This is a genomic window from Mycobacterium sp. BMJ-28 (genome assembly GCF_054404835.1).
Map to the genome: position 1 here is coordinate 1,085,084 of NZ_CM136783.1, position 18,998 is coordinate 1,104,081.

An 18,998-nucleotide genomic window follows, 5' to 3' on the forward strand; every position below is an offset into this window, starting at 1 on the left:
TCGCCTGGACCGTTTGGCGTGGGGTGACTGTTTCCGGCGAGATCGTGACCTTCGCGCCGCCGGATCGGCTGAACAGGCCCACTACTTCTTCTTGTACTTTGCTCTGTTCGCGGCGTACTCCTCGGGATGGTGCTTCTTCTGGTACGCCCGCACCGGCCAGAAGAGCAGCCAGAGCAACGGGTACACCGTCACGTAGAACAGCAAGTGGCAGGCGGCGCCGACCAATACGGCGAACACCCACGCCGGCCAGATGATGATCAAACAGAACTGGATGAACTGCTTGAGCACCACGGGATAGCCCTCGGCCATCGACAGGACGAACTTCGGGCTCATCGCGTGCAGGTACTGGCCGACCTTGGATGTCTGCGCCTCGACCTCGGCCTGGGCGTCGCTGATATCGCGCCCGCGTTCATCGCGGGTGAGGCCGCGCTGGGGCGGCGGTGGTTCGTGCGGGGCGGGCTGTGTCATGGGGTGATCGTAGTTTGCTCGTCAATGGCTGACGTGGCATCCATCAGCGGGCCGATCTGGTCCTCGGTGCCCTCGGCGTTGAGTTGCAGAACGAACAGATCCTTGCCGGCAGGGATGATGACGGTTTTCTGCGCGATCATGCGCTTCTGCCCGTCCTTGACGTAGGTGCCACCCACCTGCACGGCGTCGAATCCGCCCAGCTTGCCGGTTTGCCCTTCGTTGCCGCCCTCGTAGTCGGGCAGGTTCTTCAGCTCGCCGGGGGCGTACTCCAGAACCTTTGCTGCGTCGGCGCCGGTGAGTTTGGACATGACGGCCGTGATGGTCGGGGGAACCGGCCCGGCCGCGGGATCGCTGAACACGATCTGGCCCCACGCCCAATCCGGCGCCTTGGCGCCGGCATCCGCCCAGCCCTCCGGAACCGGCAGGTTCACTGTGGGCGTACCCGGATCGCCGCGCTTGACCGCGGTTTCGGTGATGTGGTTGTCCTTGACGTAGTCGACGATCGTGTAGTTCGGGCCGCTGGCATTGGCGGTGGTACTCGGCGCGGCTTTGGTGGTGCTGCTCGCCGAGGTCTCTGAAGTCGCCGATGCGCTGGTGCTTTCCTTGGACGCGGTCGCGGTCTTGCTGTCCGAGCCACAGCCGGCCAGGGCGAGCCCCAGAACGGCGGCCGCGACCGCGAGTCCACGGGCCGTGGTGTGTGCTGTCATCGCTTCTCCTGTGATGGTCGCCGTCTTACCGGGAAGATCCTGTTGGAAACCTAGTCACTCGGCGTGAATCGGTCCGTGACGTTACCGGTCCGGCAGTCGTCATAGGGGTTGATCGCAGCAGAACCCCCGGGTGTCGCCGGGTGATGTGGTATCACAGCGGCGTGCGCACGACGGTGGTTGGCCTGGTCGCGGCGCTGAGTGTGGCGGGGTGCGGAGCGGCGGGCAATACCACCGCGCCCCCGTCTCCTGCCACCAGCACCGCCGCCTCCGGCAGCGTCGACCCGGCCGCGATAGGCCGGGCCCGTGGTGCTGTGCCCGCGGGTTATGAGGTATCCGATATCGCCGAAACCGCTGCGCTGGTGACCTTTTGGGGCTTCGCGCCGGGCTGGACCGCGACGCCGGAGCAGTGCGGCGCGCTGGCCGATCCGGGCGCGGGGACGCGGGTGCGCGGCTGGTCGGCGTCGGGCTCGGGCGGGATCATCTACGCCGTGGTCGCCGGACCCGGCGCGCACACCGGCATCCCCGAGGGCTGTGCGGCGTGGTCGGTGACCGGTGGGCACACCGCCGCAGCGGTGACCTTGGCACCGGCCCCCGCGGTCGCCGCGACGTCGACCGTCGCGATGAGTGCGGTGGTCACCACCACGGTCGAAGGCGGGACACAGACACGGCTGCACGGCGACACCGTCACCGCGTATCTGCCCGGCGGATACATCGCCTCCGTCACGGCGGTCACCGATCCCGGGTCCGCCCTGCAACCGTTGCCGTCGGATATCGCGCCACGTCTGCTGGCACAGGTGGTCTCGGTGGTCACACGGTGACGCCGGTAGATTGGCGGCGATGCTCACTCCACGAGCGGCCGCCCTCGTGGCCTGTGCTGCCGCCCTCACCGCGTGCTCGGGTGCCAAGCCCGCCCCGCAGGCCGATATCGCCCGCGTCGTCGATCTGAAGACCGCGTTCGGTCCGGAATTCCACGTCACCACCGTGGCGCCGGCCGGGATCGATCCGAAGAAGCTGTCGGGGCAGCCGATGCCGCCCGGGGTCAAGGTCGAGCCACCCGACTGCGCCAAGTTCGCCAACGGCCTGGCCATCCCGGCGGGGTTGAAGGGCAATATGGCGGCCACCACGGCCGAGGGGAACGGCAACCGGTTCATCGTCATCGCGGTGGAGACCTCGCAGCCCCTTGGCTTCAACGATCCGGGACCGGGTTGCCAGAAGGTCGAGTACGCCGGTACCGGTCTGCTGGGCCAGGTCCAGGTGGTCGAGTCCCCGAAGATCGACGGCGCGCAGGTGCTGGGCACGCACCGGGTGGTGCAGACGTTGATGACCGACGGGTCCCCGCGCAATGGCGAATTGTTCAACTACGTCGCAAGTTTCGACAATTTCCTGGTGATGGTGACGGCCAATCCGCTCGTCGAGCCGGACAAGCCGGTGGCCCAGGTGGACACCCAGCGGGCGCGTGACCTGCTCACCAAGGCGGTGTCCGCGGTGCGGGGCTGATGTCAGCGCACGTCGCGGGGGCGGAACTGGATGCTGATCCGCGGACCGACCGGCCGCGCCGTCTTGGGCACCGCGTGCTCCCAGGTGCGCTGGCAGGACCCGCCCATCACCAGCAGGTCGCCATGGGCCTGCGGCAACCGTAGGGCCCGTCCGCCGTTGCGCGGGCGCATGGCGAACACCCGTCTGGCGCCGAGGCTGACGATGGCCACCATGGTGTCGGCGGTGCTGCTGCGTCCGATGGTGTCGCCGTGCCAGGCCACGCTGTCGTCGCCGTCGCGGTAGAGGCACAGCCCCGCCGTGGTGAACCGCTCGCCGAGTTCGCCGGCGTAGATGTCGTTGAGCCGCACGCGCAGCCGGGCGATGCCGGGATGCGGGGCGGTCTCGGCGCTGAGGTCGTGAAAGCTCACCAGCCGCGGTACGTCGAGCACCCGGTCGTACATCTGCCTGCGTTCGGCCCGCCACGGGATGGCCGTCAGGAGTTCGTCGAACAGGGTGTCCTCGCCTTCGGCGGACCCGTTCAGCCAGCCGGCGCGGACGTCGATCCAGGCGCCGTCGCCCAGATGACGACGCTCGGAGTGGTCGAAGAGCGACCCCTGAACGGCCAGAGACACCACCCCAGCGTATCGCACAGACGTTCGATTTCAGAGCTTGGCCGCGCCCGGGCCGTGTTCGGACAGCATGTCCCCGGGATTGGACAGCAGGCAGGTTTTCAGGCTGAGGCACCCGCAGCCGATACAGCCGGCCAGATTGTCGCGCAGGCGTTCCAGGTGCACGATGCGGTCGTCCAGGTCCTGACGCCAGCCGGCCGACAGTTTGGCCCAGTCCTTGCTGGTGGGCACCCGGTCGGTGGGCAGCGAGGCCAGCGCCTCGCGGATCCGGGCCAGTGGGATGCCCAGCCGCTGCGACATCCGGATGAACGCCACCCGCCGCAGCGTTTCGCGGGGATAACGCCGCTGATTTCCCGTGGTGCGCCGGGAGGCGATGAGTCCTTCGCGTTCGTAGAAATGCAGCGCCGACACGGCCACACCACTGCGGTGTGACATCTCACCGGGCGTCAGCTCTTGTGTCTCCATACACCTCAACCATAGTTGAGTTAACGTTTGCGGTGTGGACGCTCCTGCGGTGCTGGGTTGTAATTCGGAAGTGGGGACCCTGCGGGTCGCCATCCTGCACCGACCGGGAGCCGAGTTGCAGCGTCTGACACCGCGCAACAACGACAGCCTGCTGTTCGACGGACTGCCCTGGGTGGCCAAGGCGCAGGAGGAACACGACGCCTTTGCCGCGGTGCTGACCTCCCGCGGTGTGGAGGTGCTGCTGCTGGCCGATCTGCTCACCGAGGCCCTTGCCTCCGGCGCGGCCAGGATGCACGGCATCTCCGCGGCTGTCGATGCGCGCCGGCTGGGTATCCCTCTGGCTCAAGAACTTTCGTCCTACCTGCGTACTCTGGACGCCGCCACCCTGGCCCACGTGCTGATAGCGGGGATGACCTTCACCGAGCTGCCGTTCCCGGGCGGTGAATTGTCCTTGGTGCGGCGCATGCATCACGGCGGCGACTTCGTCATCGACCCGTTGCCGAACCTGATGTTCACCAGGGATTCGTCCTTCTGGATCGGCCCGAGGATGGCGATCACCTCCCTGGCCCTGCCGGCCCGGGCCCGGGAGTCCTCGCTGACCGACCTGATCTACGCCCATCACCCCCGGTTCCTGGGTGTCCGGCGTGCCTACGAATCACGTTCTGCGCCAGTGGAAGGCGGGGACGTCCTGCTGCTGAGCCCGGGTGTGGTGGCCGTGGGGGTGGGGGAGCGCACCACGCCGGCCGGCGCCGAGGCGCTGGCGCGCAGCCTGTTCGAGGACGGGTTGGCGCACACCGTGCTGGCGGTGCCGATCGCCCAGCAGCGCGCGCAGATGCATCTGGATACCGTCTGCACCATGGTGGACACCGATGCGGTGGTGATGTACCCGAACGTCGTCGACTCACTGGCGGCATTCACCATGCACGGCACGCCCGGCGGCGGGGTGCACATCGACGACGAGCTGCCGTTCGTCACGGCGGCGGCCGCCGCGATGGGGATCGACACGTTGCGGGTGATCGACACCGGCCTGGACCCGGTCACCGCCGAGCGCGAGCAGTGGGACGACGGCAACAACACGCTGGCCTTGGCTCCCGGCGTGGTGGTCGCCTACGAACGCAACACCGAAACCAATGCGCGACTTGCCGATTCGGGGGTCGAGGTGCTCACCATCGCGGCATCCGAGCTCGGTAGCGGGCGCGGTGGTCCGCGCTGCATGTCCTGCCCGGCGGCGCGGGACCCGCTCTAGGTTTCGATCCACCGCCGATAGGGCAACATCGAGGCATGCCTACGCTGCTGTGGTTCCGGCGCGACCTGCGGTTATACGATCTGCCGCCCCTGCTGGACGCCGCCGCGCCCGATGGCGAGGTGCTGGCCTGCTACGTCCTGGATCCCCGGCTGCGGGCCACCTCCGGTGCCCGGCGGCTGCAGTATCTCTACGACGCGCTGTGGGACCTGCAGGACCAACTCGACGGCAAGCTGCTGATCACCGAGGGGCGCCCCGAGAAGCGGATTCCCGTGCTGGCCAAGAAGATCGGCGCGACCTCGGTGCACGTCTCCGGTGATTTTTCGCCGTTCGGCAGGCGCCGGGACGCCGCCGTCGGTGACGCGCTCGGTGACGTGCCGCTGGAGGCGGCGGGTTCGCCGTACCTGGTGGCGCCCGGGCGGGTCACCAAGGGCGACGGCACCCCGTACAAGGTGTTCACCCCGTTCTTCCGGGCCTGGGCGGCCCACGGCTGGCGGGCGCCGGCCGAGACCGGCCCCGAGTCGGCCGGCTGGATCGACCCGGCCGGCCTGGACGCTGGGGTCGAAATCCCGTCCGGTCACGCCGAATTGGAGCTGCCCGCCGGGGAGACCGCCGCGCGTGAGGCGTGGAAGCGCTTCGTCTCGGCCGGCCTCGACAACTATGAGGAAGACCGCAACCGGCCGGATCTCGATGCCAGCAGCCGGATGTCCGCGCACCTGAAGTTCGGTGCCATCCATCCCCGGACCATGGCGGCAGACCTGGGCAAGGGCACCGGCCCGCAGGCGTACCTGCGGGAGTTGGCCTTCCGCGACTTCTACGCCGACGTGCTCAACCATTGGCCGCGCAGCGCGTGGTGGAACTGGAACCGCAACTTCGATCCCATCGAGACCGACGAGGACGGCGAGGCGAAGCAACGGCTCGAAGCCTGGAAAGCCGGCAAGACGGGGTTCCCCATCGTCGACGCCGGGATGCGCCAGCTGGCCGAAACCGGCTTCATGCACAACCGGGTCCGGATGATCGCGGCGTCGTTCCTGGTCAAGGATCTGCACCTGCCGTGGCAGTGGGGGGCGCGCTGGTTCCTGGATCAGCTGGTGGACGGGGACATGGCCAGCAACCAGCACGGCTGGCAATGGGCGGCCGGCTGCGGCACCGACGCCGCGCCGTACTTCCGGGTGTTCAATCCGGATACCCAGGGCCGCAAGTTCGATCCGGACGAGGTGTACGTGCGGCGCTGGGTGCCGGAGTTCGGCAGCGCCGATTATCCGGGCCCGATGGTCGATCACAAGGCCGAGCGGGCCGAGGCGTTGAGAAGGTACGAGGGGATCCGCTGACCGGGGAATGTCACCGCCAGCTGGGCAACCAGATCTGCATGTTCCACGTCGCCGGCGAGATCGGCAGCCCGGTCAGGATCGGGTACATCCAGGCGAAGTTCGTGATCACCAGCGCCACATAACAACTCACCGCGATCAGGCCCAGCGTTCGGCGTTCGGCGTTCTGCCGCGGCTGGTACAGGATGTCGCCGAGGATCAGCGCGATCGCCATGATCAGGAACGGCGCCATGGTGGTGGCGTAGAAGAAGTACATCTGCCGGTCGATATCGGCGAACCACGGCAGGTAGCCCGCGCCGTAGCCCACCAGCACCACCGCATAGCGCCAGTCGCGGCGCACGAACGCCCGCCACAGCGCCCAGCCCAGCACGGGCACCGCGACGAACCACATCGCCGGGGTGCCCACCAGCATCACGGCCTTCACGCACGATTGCGCCCCGCAACCGGGCACATTCTGCTGATCGATCGCATAGAGCACCGGGCGCAACGACATGGGCCACGTCCAGGGTTTCGACTCCCACGGGTGGTGGTTGCCTGCGGCGTTGGTCAGCCCGGAATGGAAGTGATAGGCCTGATAGGTGTAGTGCCACAACGACCGCAGGGCGTTGGGCAGGAAGCCGTCCAGGCCGATCGAGCGGCCCTCCTCATGGCGGTCCACGCCGGTCTCGGAAGCAAACCAAGGCGCGTAGCTGGCCAGGTACACCGCGAACGGGATGAGGCCGAAGACGTACGCCGACGGCCCCACGTCGCGGCGTAGGGTGCCCAGCCACGGCCGCGGCACCCGGTACTGGCGGCGCGCGACGACGTCGAAGGCCAGCGTCATCAGCCCGAAGAAGACGATGAAGTACAGCCCCGACCATTTCGTCGCGCAGGCCAGCCCCAGCAGCACGCCCGCGCCGAACCGCCACCATCGCACCCCCAGCCGCGGACCCCACGGCGTCTCGGCGATCCGGCCCTCCATGAGCGCCACATGCATTCGCGAGCGCACCTCGTCACGGTCGACGATCAGGGCGCCGAAGGCGGCCACCACGAACAGCACCAGGTACACGTCCAGCAGCGCGGTACGGGCCGAGACGAAGCTGACGCCGTCGGCGATCAACAGCAGCCCGGCGAGCCCGCCGACCAGGGTGGAGCGGGCGATGCGCCGCACGATCCGCGCCGTCAGCACCACGATGACGACACCGCACACCGCGCCGGAGAAGCGCCAGCCCAGACCGTTGTAGCCGAACACCCACTCGCCGATCGCCATCAGCTGTTTGGCCACCGGCGGGTGCACCACCAGGCCATAACCGGGGTTGTCCTCGACACCGTGATTGCCCAGCATCTGCCAGGCCTGCGGCGCATAGTGCTTCTCGTCGAAGATGGGGGTGCCGGCGTCCGTCGGCGAACCGAGATTGAGGAAGCGGGTCAGCGCGGCAAGCGCCCCGATGATCACGGTCATCACCAGGCCCTGCAGGCGATCCACCGGCCCGAAGTCCGGCACGGGAACGAGTGGGCCGGGGCTGATCACGGGAACGGCGCGCTCCGGCTGCACGGTATGGGGAGCGGTCATCATCGACGATCGTAGGCTGTCGTCATGGAAGGTGGCCGACTGCTGCTGGCGGCCACGCCGCTCGGGCAGCCCGCGGATGCGTCGGCCCGTCTGGTCGAGGCGCTCGCCAACGCCGAGGTGATCGCCGCCGAGGACACCCGCAGGGCCCGCACCCTGGCCGCGGCGCTGGGCGTCACGCCGACCGGACGCCTGCTCAGCGTGTTCGATCAGAACGAGGCGTCCCGGGTGCCCGCCCTGCTGGAGGAGATCCGCGGGGGTGCGACGGTGGTGCTGATCAGCGATGCCGGGATGCCGCTGATCAACGATCCCGGCTACCGGCTGGTGACGGCCTGCATCGAGGCCGGGCTGGCCGTGCACTGCCTGCCCGGCCCGTCGGCGGTCACGACGGCGCTGGCGGTGTCCGGGCTGGGCGCGGACAAGTTCTGTTTCGAGGGGTTCGCGCCGCGCAAACAGGCGGCGCGGCGCACCTGGCTGGGCACTCTGGCGGCCGAACAGCGCACCGCGGTGTTCTTCGAATCACCGCGGCGGCTGGCCGACACGCTGGGCGACGCCGTGCACGTGCTCGGCACGGACCGTCGCGCGGTGGTGTGCCGGGAGCTGACCAAGACGCACGAGGAGATCAAGCGCGGCACCCTCGCCGAGTTGGCCGACTGGGCCGCCGGCGGGGTCCTCGGCGAGATCACCGTGGTGCTGGCCGGTGCGGTGCCCAAGGCCGACATGGCGTCGATGGTCGCCCTGGTGCTGGAGCTGGTGGCGGACGGGGCCCGGGTCAAGGACGCCTGTGCCGAGGTGATCGCCGCCAATCCCGGTGCGCCCGCACGGCGTGCGCTCTACGATGCGGTGTTGAAGTCACGCGACTGAAAGTGCGGGTGGGCCCGTGAATACGACCCAGTTCGTGATCGTGTTGGTGCTCGGGATCCTGGCGTTGCTGGCGCTGATCTGGATCCCCATCATCGTGTGGCTGCGCTGCCGCGGCCGTACCGTCGCCGCGCGGCTGGCCGATGAGCTCGAAGGTGAGACCGTGGTTCGGCCGCCGGAGAAGGGTTCCTATCGCGGGGCGACCGCACCCGGGTATCCGGTGGTCAAGAACACCGGTCTGATCGCCCTGACCCGGCGGCGGCTGGTGTTCCGGACGCTGACCGGCACCGCGATCGACGTTCCGGTCGATGCGATCACCGGTGTGCGCGAGGCGGCGGTCTTCAAGGGTTCGGTGGTCGGCGGCCAGACCCACCTGATCGTCGCGACCACCGCAGGCGAGGTCGGCTTCTACGTCTTCTCCGGCAACGCCGGCTGGATCGCCGCGCTCACCCCCTCGGCCCCGGGCCGGCCGGCGTAACCCGTTGGGTGCGGGCGGCCGATGATCGGGGCGGCCTTGTGCAGGCATTCCTCCCATTCGGCGCCCGGGTCGGAGTCCGCGGTGATACCCCCGCCGACACCGAGCACCGCGTTGCCGTGCGCGTCGAACTCCACCGTCCGGATTGCCACGTTCAACTCGACACCCGCCACTGGCGACGCCAAACCAACGGTGCCGCAGTAAATTCCGCGCCGCGACGGCTCCCACTGCAGGAGTAGTTCGCGGGCCCGGGCCTTCGGCGTGCCGGTCACCGAGGCCGGCGGGAAGGTGGCGTCCAGCACCGCGGTCATCGGCACGTCGACCGGGACCCGGGCCGACACCGTCGACACCAGATGCCAGACGCCGGGCGCCGGGCGCACCGCCAGCAGTTCGGGCACGGTGACCGTGCCGGTGACGGCGAGGCGCCCGAGATCGTTTCGCACCAGGTCGACGATCATGATGTTCTCGGCGACGTCCTTGACCGAGGCGCGCAGCACCGCCGGCGATTCATCAAGGGGCAGCGTGCCTTTGATCGGGCTGGAGGTGACCTGTTCGCCCCGCCGGCTCAGGAACAGTTCCGGGGACAGCGACGCCACCGCGCCCCAGTCCCCGGCGATGAAGGCGGCCCGGGCGGGTGCCGTGCGCGTCACGGCGTCGACGAAGAAGTCCACCGGGTCGCCCTGGATCCGGCCGGTGAACTGGGTGCAGACACACGCCTGGTACACCTCGCCCGCACCGATCGCGTCCAGGCAGGCCAGCACCCCGGCGCGGTGGCTGGCGCGGTCCGGGTAGCGCCAGTCGATCGCCGACGGGCGCGCGGGCGTGCCGCTGACACCGGCCAGCCAGTCGGGAAGCTCTGCCCCAGAGAGGCTTTCGTACCACCAAAGCCCGTCGGTGTCCTGGCGCAGCACGCAGTCCGACCACCCGCCTGCGGCGGCCGGGATGCGTGCGGCGCCGTCGGGATAGGACAGATAACCGAACCAGCCGCCGCCGACGGGGTTCCCGGGATCACCCGGCGGCGTGTCGAATACCCGATCGGTCGGCACGGCCGACACGCTCGGTGCGATCAGCGCACGCGAGCCGAACCAGTCGCCGATCAGCGCCGCCGGTGGTGGCAGGCCGCGGCCGCGCGCGGCGTCGGCGACCGCGCGCAGCACCTCGGGGGCGTCCCCCAGGCCGGCCAGTCGCTCGATCCGCACCGGCCAAGCCTGACAGAAGCTACCGGGTGATCGCGCGCGGGACCATGATCGCCGACAGCTTGTCCGGATTGCGCATGGCGTAGAAGTGGCTGATCCGGCCGCCGCAGATCTCGATGGTGATCACGCCTTCCAATTGCTCGCCCAGGTACAGGACGAGTGCGGGTGCGTTGTTGTAGACCGCGAGGTCGATCCGCGCATCGGGTCGTTCGCCGGCCCCGCGTATCAGACCCAGCACCAACCTGGCCACCCTGTCCGCACCGACCACCGGACGCCGCGCCGCGCTGACCTTGCCCGCGCTGTCGGCCGTCCACACCACGTCCGGTGCCAGCATCTCGACCAGCGCGGCCACGTCGCCGGTGGCCGCGGTGGCGAAGAACTGCGTGGTGATCTGCTCACCCGTCGCGGCGTCCACATGGTCGAACCGCTTGCGGCGGGCGTGCACGTGTTCCCTGGCCCGGTGCGCCATCTGGCGCACCGCGGCCGAGGACCGGCCCACCGCCGCGGCGATCTCGTCGTGGCTGAAACCGAACACCTCGCGCAGCACGAACACCGCTCGTTCGTCGGGAGTGAGGGTTTCCAGTACCACCATCATCGCCATCGACACCGACTCGGCCAGCACCACATCCGCCGAAGCATCCTGCACCAGAACCGGTTCGGGCAGCCACGGCCCAACGTACTCCTCGCGGCGGCGGGCCGTGGCGCGCAAGGTGTTCAGCGCCTGCCGTGTCACCAACTGCGCCAGGTAGGCCTTGGTGTCGGTCACCGTCTCCAGGTCGACGTCGGCCCAGCGCAGGTAGCTGTCCTGTAACACATCGTCGGATTCGGTTGCCGAGCCCAGGATTTCGTAGGCGATGGTGAACAGTAACGGCCGCAGCGCGGTGAACCGTTCGGCGTGCTCGTTCATACCGGATCCGTCTCCAGGGCCGCCGCCAACCGCTCGGCCCGCTTACCGCCCTTGATCAGGAAGTAGGACCCGGGCTTGGCGGCCTCGCGGCGCAGCTGCCACACCGTGCCCTTGCACACCATCTCCTTGATCGACGCCGCGATGCGGCCACCGATGTAGGCCCGGCGCGGGGTGTCGTCGGTATGCGAGATCTGGATGGTGCCGAAGGACCGGCCGATGCTGACGCACTGACCGGCGAAGGCCTGATTGATCGGCTCGGGCGTGCGGCCGTCGATGCGGGCCAGCACCGTGCGCGCGGCCTGCGCCGCCAGCGGCATCGCGGCTTGGCAGCTCATCCGCAGCGGCATCCCCGACGGCGCGACGGCATCACCGGCGCCGACGATGCGGTCGTCGTCGATGCTGACCAGGGTCTCGTCGGTGAGCAACCGGCCCAACGCGTCGGTGCGCAGGCCGCTGCGTGCGGCGAGCTCAGGTACCCCGAACCCGGCGGTCCACACCGTGGCGGCGCTGGGCAGCTCGCTGCCGTCGGCCAACTCGACCCGATCGGCATGCACCGCCGCCACTTTCGGCCCTTCGATCACCGTGACGCCGAGCTTGGCCAGCTGCTTGGCCGCAGACCTGCGCGCCTGGGCGCCCAGTGACGGCCCCAGTACCGGGCCGGCGGCCAGGGTCACCGGGCGACCCGCCTCGGCGAATTCCGATGCCGCCTCGATACCGGTCAGACCGCCACCCACCACCACGATGGGCGCCGACACCGGAACGTCCTGCAGGCGCGCACCCAGGCGCTGCGCATCCTCGAATTCGGCCAGGGCATAGCCGAATTCGGGGGCGCCCGCGCTGGTGCTGCCGACGGCATAGACCAGGTAGTCGTAGCCCAGGGTGAGGCCCGACGTCAGCTCCACCCGGCGCGCGGCGGTGTCGATGCGCTCGGCCTTGTCGATGACGAGCCGCACGCCGTCGGCGAGCAGCGCGGCATAGTCGGCGGTGGCGTCGTGGGTCCCCGCGACCAACTGGTGTAGCCGGATGCGTTCGACGAATTCGGGCCGCGCGTTGACCAGCGTGACCTCGGTGCCAGGGCGCTGGCGCAGGTGGTTGGCGGCCAGCACTCCGGCATAGCCGCCGCCGATGACGATTACTTGTGCGATGTTGTTCTCGGTCATGCCCTCAAGACACCGCCCATCCCGAAAGTGTGACACGCGGTGACCCAGATCACGCGGTTGCTTACACGTCGATATCTACACCGGTGAGGCGCAGGCGTGGGATCGTGGCGGACAGTTAAGCCTCGGCCGCCTGATACCGGGGGAACACGCCTTCGGGCCTGGGCAGCGCGGTGCCCGGGGCCAACCGCGTGCCGATGGCGGTGAAGTCCCGCTGATCGGCAGGCTGGCCGAGCAGATCCAACAACTTGGCCATCGACCCCGGCATCACCGGCTGGCTCAGCAGCGCCGCGATCCGGACCGCCTCCAGGGTGGTGTACAGCACGGTGCCGAACCGGTCGTCGGCCTCCGGGGTGCCGGCCTTGCGCAGCACCCACGGCTCCTGGGCGGAGAAATACTTGTTGGCCGCGGCCAGCACCGACCAGATGGCGTCCAGCGCCAGGTGCATGGCCTGCTCGTCGTAGTGCCGCCGGACCCGCTCCAGCAGCCCGTCGGCGGCGGCCAGCAGGGCGGTGTCCTCGGCCGTGAACGCGCCGGGCTGCGGCACCTTGCCGTCGAGGTTCTTGTTCACCATCGACAGCGACCGCTGGGCCAGATTGCCCAGCTCGTTGGCCAGGTCGGCGTTGACCCGGCCGATGATGGCCTCCTCGCTGTAACTGCCGTCCTGGCCGAACGGCACCTCGCGCAGGAAGAAGAAGCGCACCTGATCCACGCCGAACTCGTCGACCAGCGCCAGCGGGTCGACCACGTTGCCCACCGACTTGCTCATCTTCTCGCCCTTGACGTTGATGAAGCCGTGCGCGAAAACCCTTCGCGGAAGCTCGATCCCGGCCGACATCAGAAAAGCCGGCCAGTACACCGTGTGGAACCGGATGATGTCCTTGCCGATCATGTGCAGATCGGCCGGCCAGTACTTCTGAAAGGACTCCGAGCCGGTGTCCGGGAAGCCGACACCGGTCAGGTAGTTGGTCAGCGCGTCGACCCACACGTACATCACATGGTCGGGATGGTCCGGGACGGGCACACCCCAGTCGAAGGTGGTCCGGGAGATGGACAGGTCGCGCAGCCCGCCGGAGACGAAGCTGACCACCTCGTTGCGGCGCACGTCGGGTCCGATGAACTCCGGATGCGCGGCGTAGTGCGCCAGCAGCCGGTCGGCGTACTCCGACAGCTTGAAGAAATAGGTCTGCTCCTCGGTCCAGGTCACCTCGGTGCCGGTCTCGATCGCGAACCGCAGACCTTCGCGTTCCTCGGTCTCGTCCTCGGCGAAGAAGCGCTCATCGCGCACCGAATACCAGCCCTGATAGCTGCCCAGATAGATGTCGCCGGCGTCGAACATCCGCCGCCAGATCTCCTTGGACGCCTCGTAGTGGTCGGCGTCGGAGGTCCGGATGAACCGGTCGTAGGAGGCGCCGAGGCGTTCCTGCATCCGCTCGAACACATCGGAGTTGCGCTTGGCCAGCTCGGCGGCGGTGATACCCAGTTTGGCCGCCGTCTCGGCCATCTTCAGGCCGTGCACGTCGGTGCCGGTCAGATAGCGCACGTCGAAACCGTCGAGGCGCTTGAACCGGGCGATGGCGTCGGTGGCGATGTACTCGTAGGCGTGCCCGATATGCGGGTCGCCGTTGGGGTACGCAATGGCGGTGGTCAGGTAATAGGGCTCACTCATTTGGTCCCACCTTAAAGTGTCGGTTGTGAGCGAAGCTGGCGAGCGAACCATCGAACCGGCACGCGAGAGCCGAGCCTGCGAGGCAATCGCGTGAGCTCCAAGAGACAGAGACCGCCCGCTCCGGAGCCGCTGGGCCCGCTGATCGATGCGCACACCCATCTGGACGCCTGTGGTGCCGAGACGGCCGAGGACGTGGCGGCCATCCTGGACCGCGCCGGTGCCGTGGGCGTGCAGGCCGTCGTCACCATCGCCGACGACCTGGACGCCGCGCGCTGGGCCGCGCAGGCCGCCGGCTGGGATCCCCGCGTCTACGCCGCGGTGGCCCTGCACCCGACGCGGGCCAACGCCCTCGACGACGCCGCCAAGGCGGAACTGGAGACGTTGGCGGGGCATCCGCGGGTGGTGGCGATCGGTGAGACCGGAATGGACATGTACTGGCCGGGGCGGCTCGACGGATGTGCCGACCCCGCTCAGCAGCGTGACGCCTTCGCCTGGCACATCGACCTGGCCAAGCGCACCGGCAAGCCGCTGATGATCCACAACCGCGACGCCGACGCCGAGGTGCTCGACGTGCTGGCGGCCGAAGGCGCCCCGGAAACGGTGATCTTCCACTGTTTCTCTTCCGACGCCGAGATGGCCACGACATGTGCCGCCAACGGCTGGCTGCTGAGCCTGTCGGGGACGGTCAGCTTCCGCAACGCGCACGCGCTGCGGGAGGCCGCCGGGGTGATCCCGGATGATCTGCTGCTGGTCGAGACCGACGCGCCGTTTCTGACCCCGCACCCCTTCCGGGGTGCCCCCAACGAGCCCTATTGCCTGCCGTACACGGTGCGTGCACTGGCCGAGCTCACCGGCCGGGCCGCCGCCGATCTGGCCCGGATCACCACCGCCAACGCGCGACGCACCTACCGTTTGGCGGCCGGATAATTGGCGCGGGCAGCAGATCTTCGTTACCTTCCTGTGATAGAACGCGGGCGGCCAGCCGGGCCGCGAGTTCCGCGGGCCCGCATGGGTCGAGACCCGGGGACAACAGACTCTTGAATGTTTTGAATCGGATCCATGAGGTACGTTCGCCGGCGTTTCGGCTGCTCGTGGGCGCGTTGTTATTGACGCTGGTGTTTGCTGGCGGCCTCGCGGTGGCTTCGCACAAGACCGTCACGCTGACCGTGGACGGGGCACCGATCACGGTCACCACGATGAAGTCCACAGTCATCGATGTGGTGCGGGAGAACGGCTTCACCGTCGGCGACCGCGATGATCTCTACCCCGCGCCCGGGGCCGCGGTGCACGACGCGGACAACATCGTGCTCAGCCGCAGCCGTCCGGTGCAGATCTCCCTGGACGGTGAGAACAGCAAAGAAGTGTGGACCACCGCCTCGACCGTGCAGGATGCCCTCGCCCAGCTGGCCATGACCGATATGGCGCCTGCGGCGGCCTCCCGCGGTACCCGCGTGCCGCTGGCCGGAATGTCATTACCCGTGGTCAGTGCCAAAACCGTGCAGATCGACGACGGCGGCGTCGTGCGGTCGGTGCATCTGGCCGCGCCGAACGTGGCCGGCCTGCTCGATGCCGCCGGCGCCCCGCTGCAACAACGAGACACCGTGATCCCGGCCGCGTCCGCGCCCGTGGTGGACGGCATGCAGATCCAGGTGACGCGCGTCCGGATCGAGAAGGTGACCCAGCAGCTACCGCTGGCGCCGGCCAGCCAGCGCATCGACGACGCCACGATGAACATGAGCCGGCAGGTCGTCGTCGACCCCGGAACCCCGGGCCTGCAGGACGTGACATTCGCCGTCGCGAAGGTGAACGGCGTGGAAACCGGGAGGTTGCCAGTAGCCAATGTCGTCGTTTCCCCGGCGCGGGATGCGGTGCTGCGGGTGGGCGCCAAACCGGGCACCGAGGTTCCCCCGGTGAGCAACGGCCGGGCCTGGGACGCGGTTGCCCAGTGCGAATCCGGAGGTAACTGGGCCATCAACAGCGGCAATGGATATTTTGGTGGCGTCCAATTTGATCAGAACACATGGGAACGCCAGGGTGGTCTGAGGTATGCTCAGCGGGCAGATTTGGCGACCCGTGAGGAACAGATCGCGATTGCTGAAGTGACGAGGGCGCGTCAAGGATGGGGTGCCTGGCCGGTGTGTAGCGGGAGAGTGGGTGCATCGTGACCATCCGACTGCTCGGGCGGACCGAGATACGGCATCTGGCGCGGGAGATCGATTTCCGGCCTCGCAAAGCGTTCGGACAGAACTTTGTCCATGACGCCAACACGGTGCGGCGCATCGTGTCGGCATCCGGAATCCATCGTCAGGATTGCGTCCTGGAAGTGGGGCCCGGCCTCGGTTCCCTGACGCTGGGCCTGCTGGACCGGGGCTCGCGGGTCACTGCCGTCGAGATCGATCCGGTGCTGGCTCACCAGCTGCCCAAGACCATCGCCAACCATTCGCACAGCGAGATCAGCCGTCTCACCGTGCTGAACCGCGACATCCTCACCATCACCGCTGACGACCTGGATGAGCAACCCACCGCACTCGTGGCGAATCTGCCGTACAACATCGCGGTCCCCGCGATCATCCACCTGCTGTCGGAGTTCCCGTCCATCAAGACCGTGATGGTGATGGTCCAGGCCGAGGTCGCCGAGCGGCTGGCCGCCGAGCCCGGCGGCAAGGAATATGGCGTGCCCAGTGCCAAGGTCCGGTTCTTCGGGAACGTGCGCCGCTACGGCATGGTGTCGCCGACGGTGTTCTGGCCGATCCCGCGGGTGTATTCGGGACTGGTCCGGATCGACCGGCACGAGGCGCCCGCGTGGCCGACCGACGAGAAGTTCCGTCAGCAGGTCTTCGAACTCATCGACATCGGTTTTGCGCAGCGCCGCAAGACCTCCCGCAACGCGTTCGCCGAGTGGGCCGGTTCCGGCAACGAATCGGCGGAACGGCTGCTGGCGGCCAGCATCGATCCGGCCCGGCGCGGCGAGACCTTGTCGATCACCGATTTCGTCCGGCTGTTGCAGCGCTCCGGTGAGTTGGAGGCCCCGGCCCGCGAATCGGTGGTGTCCGTCGACGACGCCGAGGCTTCGCTCAGCTGATCAACGCGGCGGGGGCTGTACTGGTCGTCTTCACCGGCGGCACCATCGGCTCGAAGCACTCCGGTGACGTGATCGGACTGGCCCCCGGCCAGACCCGGCTGTTGTTCCAGGACTTCGGCGATACCACCGGCTTCGATGTGATCGAGCCGATGTCGCTGCTCAGCGAGAACGCCAGGCCCTCGGACTGGACGGCCATCGCGACCGCGGTCACCTCGGCCGTCCGGCCGCACCACACCGGTGTGATCGTCACGCACGGCACCGACACCCTGTCCTATGGAGCCACCGCGCTCGCGTTCGCGCTTGCCGGGCTGAACCTGCCGGTGGTCGTAGTGGCCAGCAACAAACCGCTCGAGCATTCGGATGCCAACGGTCACACCAACTTCCGTGACGCGCTGGACGTCGTCGCCGCGGCCCGTGGCGGTGGTGTGTTCGTGACCTTCCGCAACCCCGACGGCCGGCGACTGGTGCACCTGGCGTCGCGGCTGCAGCCCTCGACACCGCTGCGGCATTACGTGCACAGTGACGGCGAGGTCGGTGTCGAGGACTTCGGTCACCCGGTATGGCCGCGGCAGCGGTCGGGGATCGGCGGTCCGGCCCGCTTCAGCGAGCGGGTGCTGTACCTGCACCCGTACCCGGGACTGGACTACACCGCCGTGGATCCGCGCACTTTCGATGCGGTGGTGCACGAGACCTATCACTCCGGCACGGCGTGCGTGGCCGCGCCGGATTCACCGACCGACATCATCGCGTTCGCACGACGCTGCGCCGATGCCGGGGTACCGGTGTTCCTCGGGCCGGTGCCCGACGACGTCGGCGCTTACGAGTCTGTCACCGGTTTCGCGGCGGCGGGTCTGATCCCGTTCAGCCGGATGCGTGCCGAAACCGCTTATGTCAAAGTCTGTTTGGGCTCCGGGATGGGGATGACGGGTGAGGCGCTGACCGATTTCGTCTGCCGTCGTGACATCGCCGGTGAGTTCATCGGCGCAACGCCCGGCTGATCAGGGCGATGAAGTCCGTGCAGGACGGGTAACGGGCATCGGGGTCCTTGGCCATCGCCTTGGCGAGGATCGAGTCGAAGGCGTGCGGTACCCAGTCCGAGTGCGGATGATAACGCGGCACGGGCGCAAACAGATGCTGGTCGATCATCCCCAACGCCGTATCGGCGACGAATGGTGTTGCACCGGTGAGTAACTCGACGCAGGTGCAGGCCAGGGCGTACTCGTCGGTGGCCGCCGAGGGCGGGTGCCCGGTGAGTACCTCCGGCGCGGCGTACGCGAGTGAGGCATCGGCATGGCCGGGGCGGTGCCACACATCCTCGGCCACCGCATGCGCGATGCCGAAATCTACCAGGAGCACTCTGCTCGCCGGATCATCCTGAGAGAGAAGGATATTCGACGGTTTCACATCGCAATGCACAATGCCGCGGCGGTGCGCGTGATCAAGCGCGGCGGCGATCTCGGTCAGCGCCCGCAGGCGTGCCCGCCGGCCGGGCAGCGCAAGCACCGTGCCGCCACGGGCCAGTTCCATGGCCAGCCACCGGTCGCCGAGTGCGTACATTTTCACCACATTGGGATGGTCGAGCCGGCGGGCGAAGGTGAACTCGCGCGCCAGCCGGTCCGAATGTGGTGGCCGGTGGGTGTGCTCGTCGAGCACCTTGACTGCGACCGCGCCACCGCCGTCACGGTGATGTGCGCGGTAGACGGTGGCATAGCCGCCATGGCCGACGGGCTCGTCGAGTACGTAGCCGCCGTATCGCTCGGGTGCACTGGACATCGCTGTAACTATC

The 18,998-nt window shown here is 68.5% G+C and carries 20 protein-coding genes; 10 read left to right on the forward strand and 10 right to left on the reverse strand.

Annotated elements, in window-relative coordinates:
* Positions 1-81 precede the first annotated feature (81 nt).
* Both ACXPWS_RS05415 and lpqN read right to left on the reverse strand, forming a co-directional pair.
* Positions 82-468, reverse strand: coding sequence for a hypothetical protein (locus ACXPWS_RS05415; RefSeq protein ID WP_458711459.1), 387 nt, complete (start codon positions 466-468; stop codon positions 82-84).
* Complete coding sequence (gene lpqN / locus ACXPWS_RS05420; protein ID WP_458711460.1) at positions 465-1,175, reverse strand: envelope biogenesis lipoprotein LpqN; 711 nt, start codon at positions 1,173-1,175, stop codon at positions 465-467. Before lpqN ends, ACXPWS_RS05415 begins: the two co-directional genes overlap by 4 nt.
* Positions 1,176-1,336: 161 nt before the next feature.
* On the opposite strand from lpqN, the gene ACXPWS_RS05425 reads away from it, so the two are divergent.
* Together ACXPWS_RS05425 and ACXPWS_RS05430 are read left to right on the forward strand one after the other, a co-directional pair.
* Positions 1,337-1,993 carry a DUF5642 family protein gene (locus ACXPWS_RS05425; RefSeq protein ID WP_458711461.1) on the forward strand — a complete coding sequence of 219 codons (657 nt, stop codon included), beginning with the start codon at positions 1,337-1,339 and terminating at the stop codon, positions 1,991-1,993.
* 19 nt (positions 1,994-2,012) lie between these two features.
* Complete coding sequence (locus ACXPWS_RS05430; protein WP_458711462.1) at positions 2,013-2,672, forward strand: DUF5642 family protein; 660 nt, start codon at positions 2,013-2,015, stop codon at positions 2,670-2,672.
* A 2-nt stretch (positions 2,673-2,674) separates the two neighbouring features.
* On the opposite strand, the gene ACXPWS_RS05435 is transcribed toward ACXPWS_RS05430, so the two are convergent.
* Together ACXPWS_RS05435 and soxR are read right to left on the reverse strand one after the other, a co-directional pair.
* Complete coding sequence (locus tag ACXPWS_RS05435; protein ID WP_458711463.1) at positions 2,675-3,283, reverse strand: alpha-ketoglutarate-dependent dioxygenase AlkB; 609 nt, start codon at positions 3,281-3,283, stop codon at positions 2,675-2,677.
* A gap of 30 nt (positions 3,284-3,313) precedes the next feature.
* Complete coding sequence (soxR, locus tag ACXPWS_RS05440) at positions 3,314-3,745, reverse strand: redox-sensitive transcriptional activator SoxR (protein ID WP_458711464.1); 432 nt, start codon at positions 3,743-3,745, stop codon at positions 3,314-3,316.
* A 49-nt stretch (positions 3,746-3,794) separates the two neighbouring features.
* Here soxR and arcA point away from each other — a divergent pair, with 49 nt between their 5' ends.
* The gene (gene arcA / locus ACXPWS_RS05445; RefSeq protein ID WP_458713419.1) at positions 3,795-4,991 is read left to right on the forward strand and encodes an arginine deiminase; all 1,197 of its coding nucleotides are present in this window, start codon (positions 3,795-3,797) and stop codon (positions 4,989-4,991) included.
* 35 nt (positions 4,992-5,026) lie between these two features.
* The gene (locus ACXPWS_RS05450) at positions 5,027-6,319 is read left to right on the forward strand and encodes a cryptochrome/photolyase family protein (RefSeq protein WP_458711465.1); all 1,293 of its coding nucleotides are present in this window, start codon (positions 5,027-5,029) and stop codon (positions 6,317-6,319) included.
* A gap of 10 nt (positions 6,320-6,329) precedes the next feature.
* On the opposite strand, the gene ACXPWS_RS05455 is transcribed toward ACXPWS_RS05450, so the two are convergent.
* Positions 6,330-7,868, reverse strand: a complete 1,539-nt coding sequence (locus tag ACXPWS_RS05455) for a dolichyl-phosphate-mannose--protein mannosyltransferase (protein ID WP_458711466.1) — start codon at positions 7,866-7,868, stop codon at positions 6,330-6,332.
* A gap of 24 nt (positions 7,869-7,892) precedes the next feature.
* Between ACXPWS_RS05455 and rsmI the strand changes: the two genes are divergently transcribed.
* Both rsmI and ACXPWS_RS05465 read left to right on the forward strand, forming a co-directional pair.
* Positions 7,893-8,729 carry a 16S rRNA (cytidine(1402)-2'-O)-methyltransferase gene (gene rsmI, locus ACXPWS_RS05460; RefSeq protein WP_458711467.1) on the forward strand — a complete coding sequence of 279 codons (837 nt, stop codon included), beginning with the start codon at positions 7,893-7,895 and terminating at the stop codon, positions 8,727-8,729.
* Between the two features lie 16 nt (positions 8,730-8,745).
* Positions 8,746-9,204, forward strand: coding sequence for a hypothetical protein (locus tag ACXPWS_RS05465; RefSeq protein ID WP_458711468.1), 459 nt, complete (start codon positions 8,746-8,748; stop codon positions 9,202-9,204).
* Here the strand turns inward: ACXPWS_RS05465 and ACXPWS_RS05470 are convergent.
* The 4 genes from ACXPWS_RS05470 to metG all read right to left on the reverse strand — a co-directional run bounded on the left by ACXPWS_RS05470 (position 9,135) and on the right by metG (position 14,130).
* On the reverse strand, positions 9,135-10,400 hold the full coding sequence (locus ACXPWS_RS05470; RefSeq protein WP_458711469.1) for an aminodeoxychorismate synthase component I: 1,266 nt from the start codon (positions 10,398-10,400) through the stop codon (positions 9,135-9,137). The genes ACXPWS_RS05465 and ACXPWS_RS05470 overlap by 70 nt on opposite strands.
* A 19-nt stretch (positions 10,401-10,419) precedes the next feature.
* Entirely contained in the window at positions 10,420-11,304 is an 885-nt protein-coding gene (locus ACXPWS_RS05475) for an RNA polymerase sigma-70 factor (protein ID WP_458711470.1), read from the reverse strand.
* Positions 11,301-12,464 (reverse strand): NAD(P)/FAD-dependent oxidoreductase, encoded by a 1,164-nt coding sequence (locus ACXPWS_RS05480; RefSeq protein ID WP_458711471.1) that lies wholly within the window; start codon positions 12,462-12,464, stop codon positions 11,301-11,303. Before ACXPWS_RS05480 ends, ACXPWS_RS05475 begins: the two co-directional genes overlap by 4 nt.
* 115 nt (positions 12,465-12,579) lie before the next feature.
* On the reverse strand, positions 12,580-14,130 hold the full coding sequence (gene metG, locus ACXPWS_RS05485) for a methionine--tRNA ligase (protein WP_458711472.1): 1,551 nt from the start codon (positions 14,128-14,130) through the stop codon (positions 12,580-12,582).
* A 90-nt stretch (positions 14,131-14,220) separates the two neighbouring features.
* Here metG and ACXPWS_RS05490 point away from each other — a divergent pair, with 90 nt between their 5' ends.
* The 4 genes from ACXPWS_RS05490 (at position 14,221) to ACXPWS_RS05505 (ending at position 18,210) form a co-directional block, all read left to right on the forward strand.
* Positions 14,221-15,057: a TatD family hydrolase gene (locus tag ACXPWS_RS05490; RefSeq protein ID WP_458711473.1), complete on the forward strand. Its 837-nt coding sequence runs from the start codon at positions 14,221-14,223 to the stop codon at positions 15,055-15,057.
* Positions 15,058-15,167: 110 nt separating this feature from the next.
* Positions 15,168-16,295 (forward strand): transglycosylase family protein, encoded by a 1,128-nt coding sequence (locus ACXPWS_RS05495; protein ID WP_458711474.1) that lies wholly within the window; start codon positions 15,168-15,170, stop codon positions 16,293-16,295.
* Complete coding sequence (rsmA, locus tag ACXPWS_RS05500) at positions 16,292-17,212, forward strand: 16S rRNA (adenine(1518)-N(6)/adenine(1519)-N(6))-dimethyltransferase RsmA (protein ID WP_458711475.1); 921 nt, start codon at positions 16,292-16,294, stop codon at positions 17,210-17,212. Before ACXPWS_RS05495 ends, rsmA begins: the two co-directional genes overlap by 4 nt.
* Before the next feature lie 68 nt (positions 17,213-17,280).
* On the forward strand, positions 17,281-18,210 hold the full coding sequence (locus tag ACXPWS_RS05505) for an asparaginase (protein WP_458711476.1): 930 nt from the start codon (positions 17,281-17,283) through the stop codon (positions 18,208-18,210).
* Here the strand turns inward: ACXPWS_RS05505 and ACXPWS_RS05510 are convergent.
* The gene (locus tag ACXPWS_RS05510) at positions 18,188-18,985 is read right to left on the reverse strand and encodes a serine/threonine-protein kinase (RefSeq protein ID WP_458711477.1); all 798 of its coding nucleotides are present in this window, start codon (positions 18,983-18,985) and stop codon (positions 18,188-18,190) included. The genes ACXPWS_RS05505 and ACXPWS_RS05510 overlap by 23 nt on opposite strands.
* Positions 18,986-18,998 lie beyond the last annotated feature (13 nt).

Bases quoted from the DNA above. Each gene is read 5' to 3' on its own strand.
- rsmI (WP_458711467.1), top strand. From the start codon at position 7,893: ATGGAAGGTGGCCGACTGCTGCTGGCGGCCACGCCGCTCGGGCAGCCC.
- metG (WP_458711472.1), bottom strand. From the start codon at position 14,130: ATGAGTGAGCCCTATTACCTGACCACCGCCATTGCGTACCCCAACGGC.
- ACXPWS_RS05415 (WP_458711459.1), bottom strand. From the start codon at position 468: ATGACACAGCCCGCCCCGCACGAACCACCGCCGCCCCAGCGCGGCCTC.
- ACXPWS_RS05450 (WP_458711465.1), top strand. From the start codon at position 5,027: ATGCCTACGCTGCTGTGGTTCCGGCGCGACCTGCGGTTATACGATCTG.
- soxR (WP_458711464.1), bottom strand. From the start codon at position 3,745: ATGGAGACACAAGAGCTGACGCCCGGTGAGATGTCACACCGCAGTGGT.
- ACXPWS_RS05455 (WP_458711466.1), bottom strand. From the start codon at position 7,868: ATGACCGCTCCCCATACCGTGCAGCCGGAGCGCGCCGTTCCCGTGATC.
- lpqN (WP_458711460.1), bottom strand. From the start codon at position 1,175: ATGACAGCACACACCACGGCCCGTGGACTCGCGGTCGCGGCCGCCGTT.
- ACXPWS_RS05480 (WP_458711471.1), bottom strand. From the start codon at position 12,464: ATGACCGAGAACAACATCGCACAAGTAATCGTCATCGGCGGCGGCTAT.
- ACXPWS_RS05475 (WP_458711470.1), bottom strand. From the start codon at position 11,304: ATGAACGAGCACGCCGAACGGTTCACCGCGCTGCGGCCGTTACTGTTC.
- ACXPWS_RS05430 (WP_458711462.1), top strand. From the start codon at position 2,013: ATGCTCACTCCACGAGCGGCCGCCCTCGTGGCCTGTGCTGCCGCCCTC.
- ACXPWS_RS05510 (WP_458711477.1), bottom strand. From the start codon at position 18,985: ATGTCCAGTGCACCCGAGCGATACGGCGGCTACGTACTCGACGAGCCC.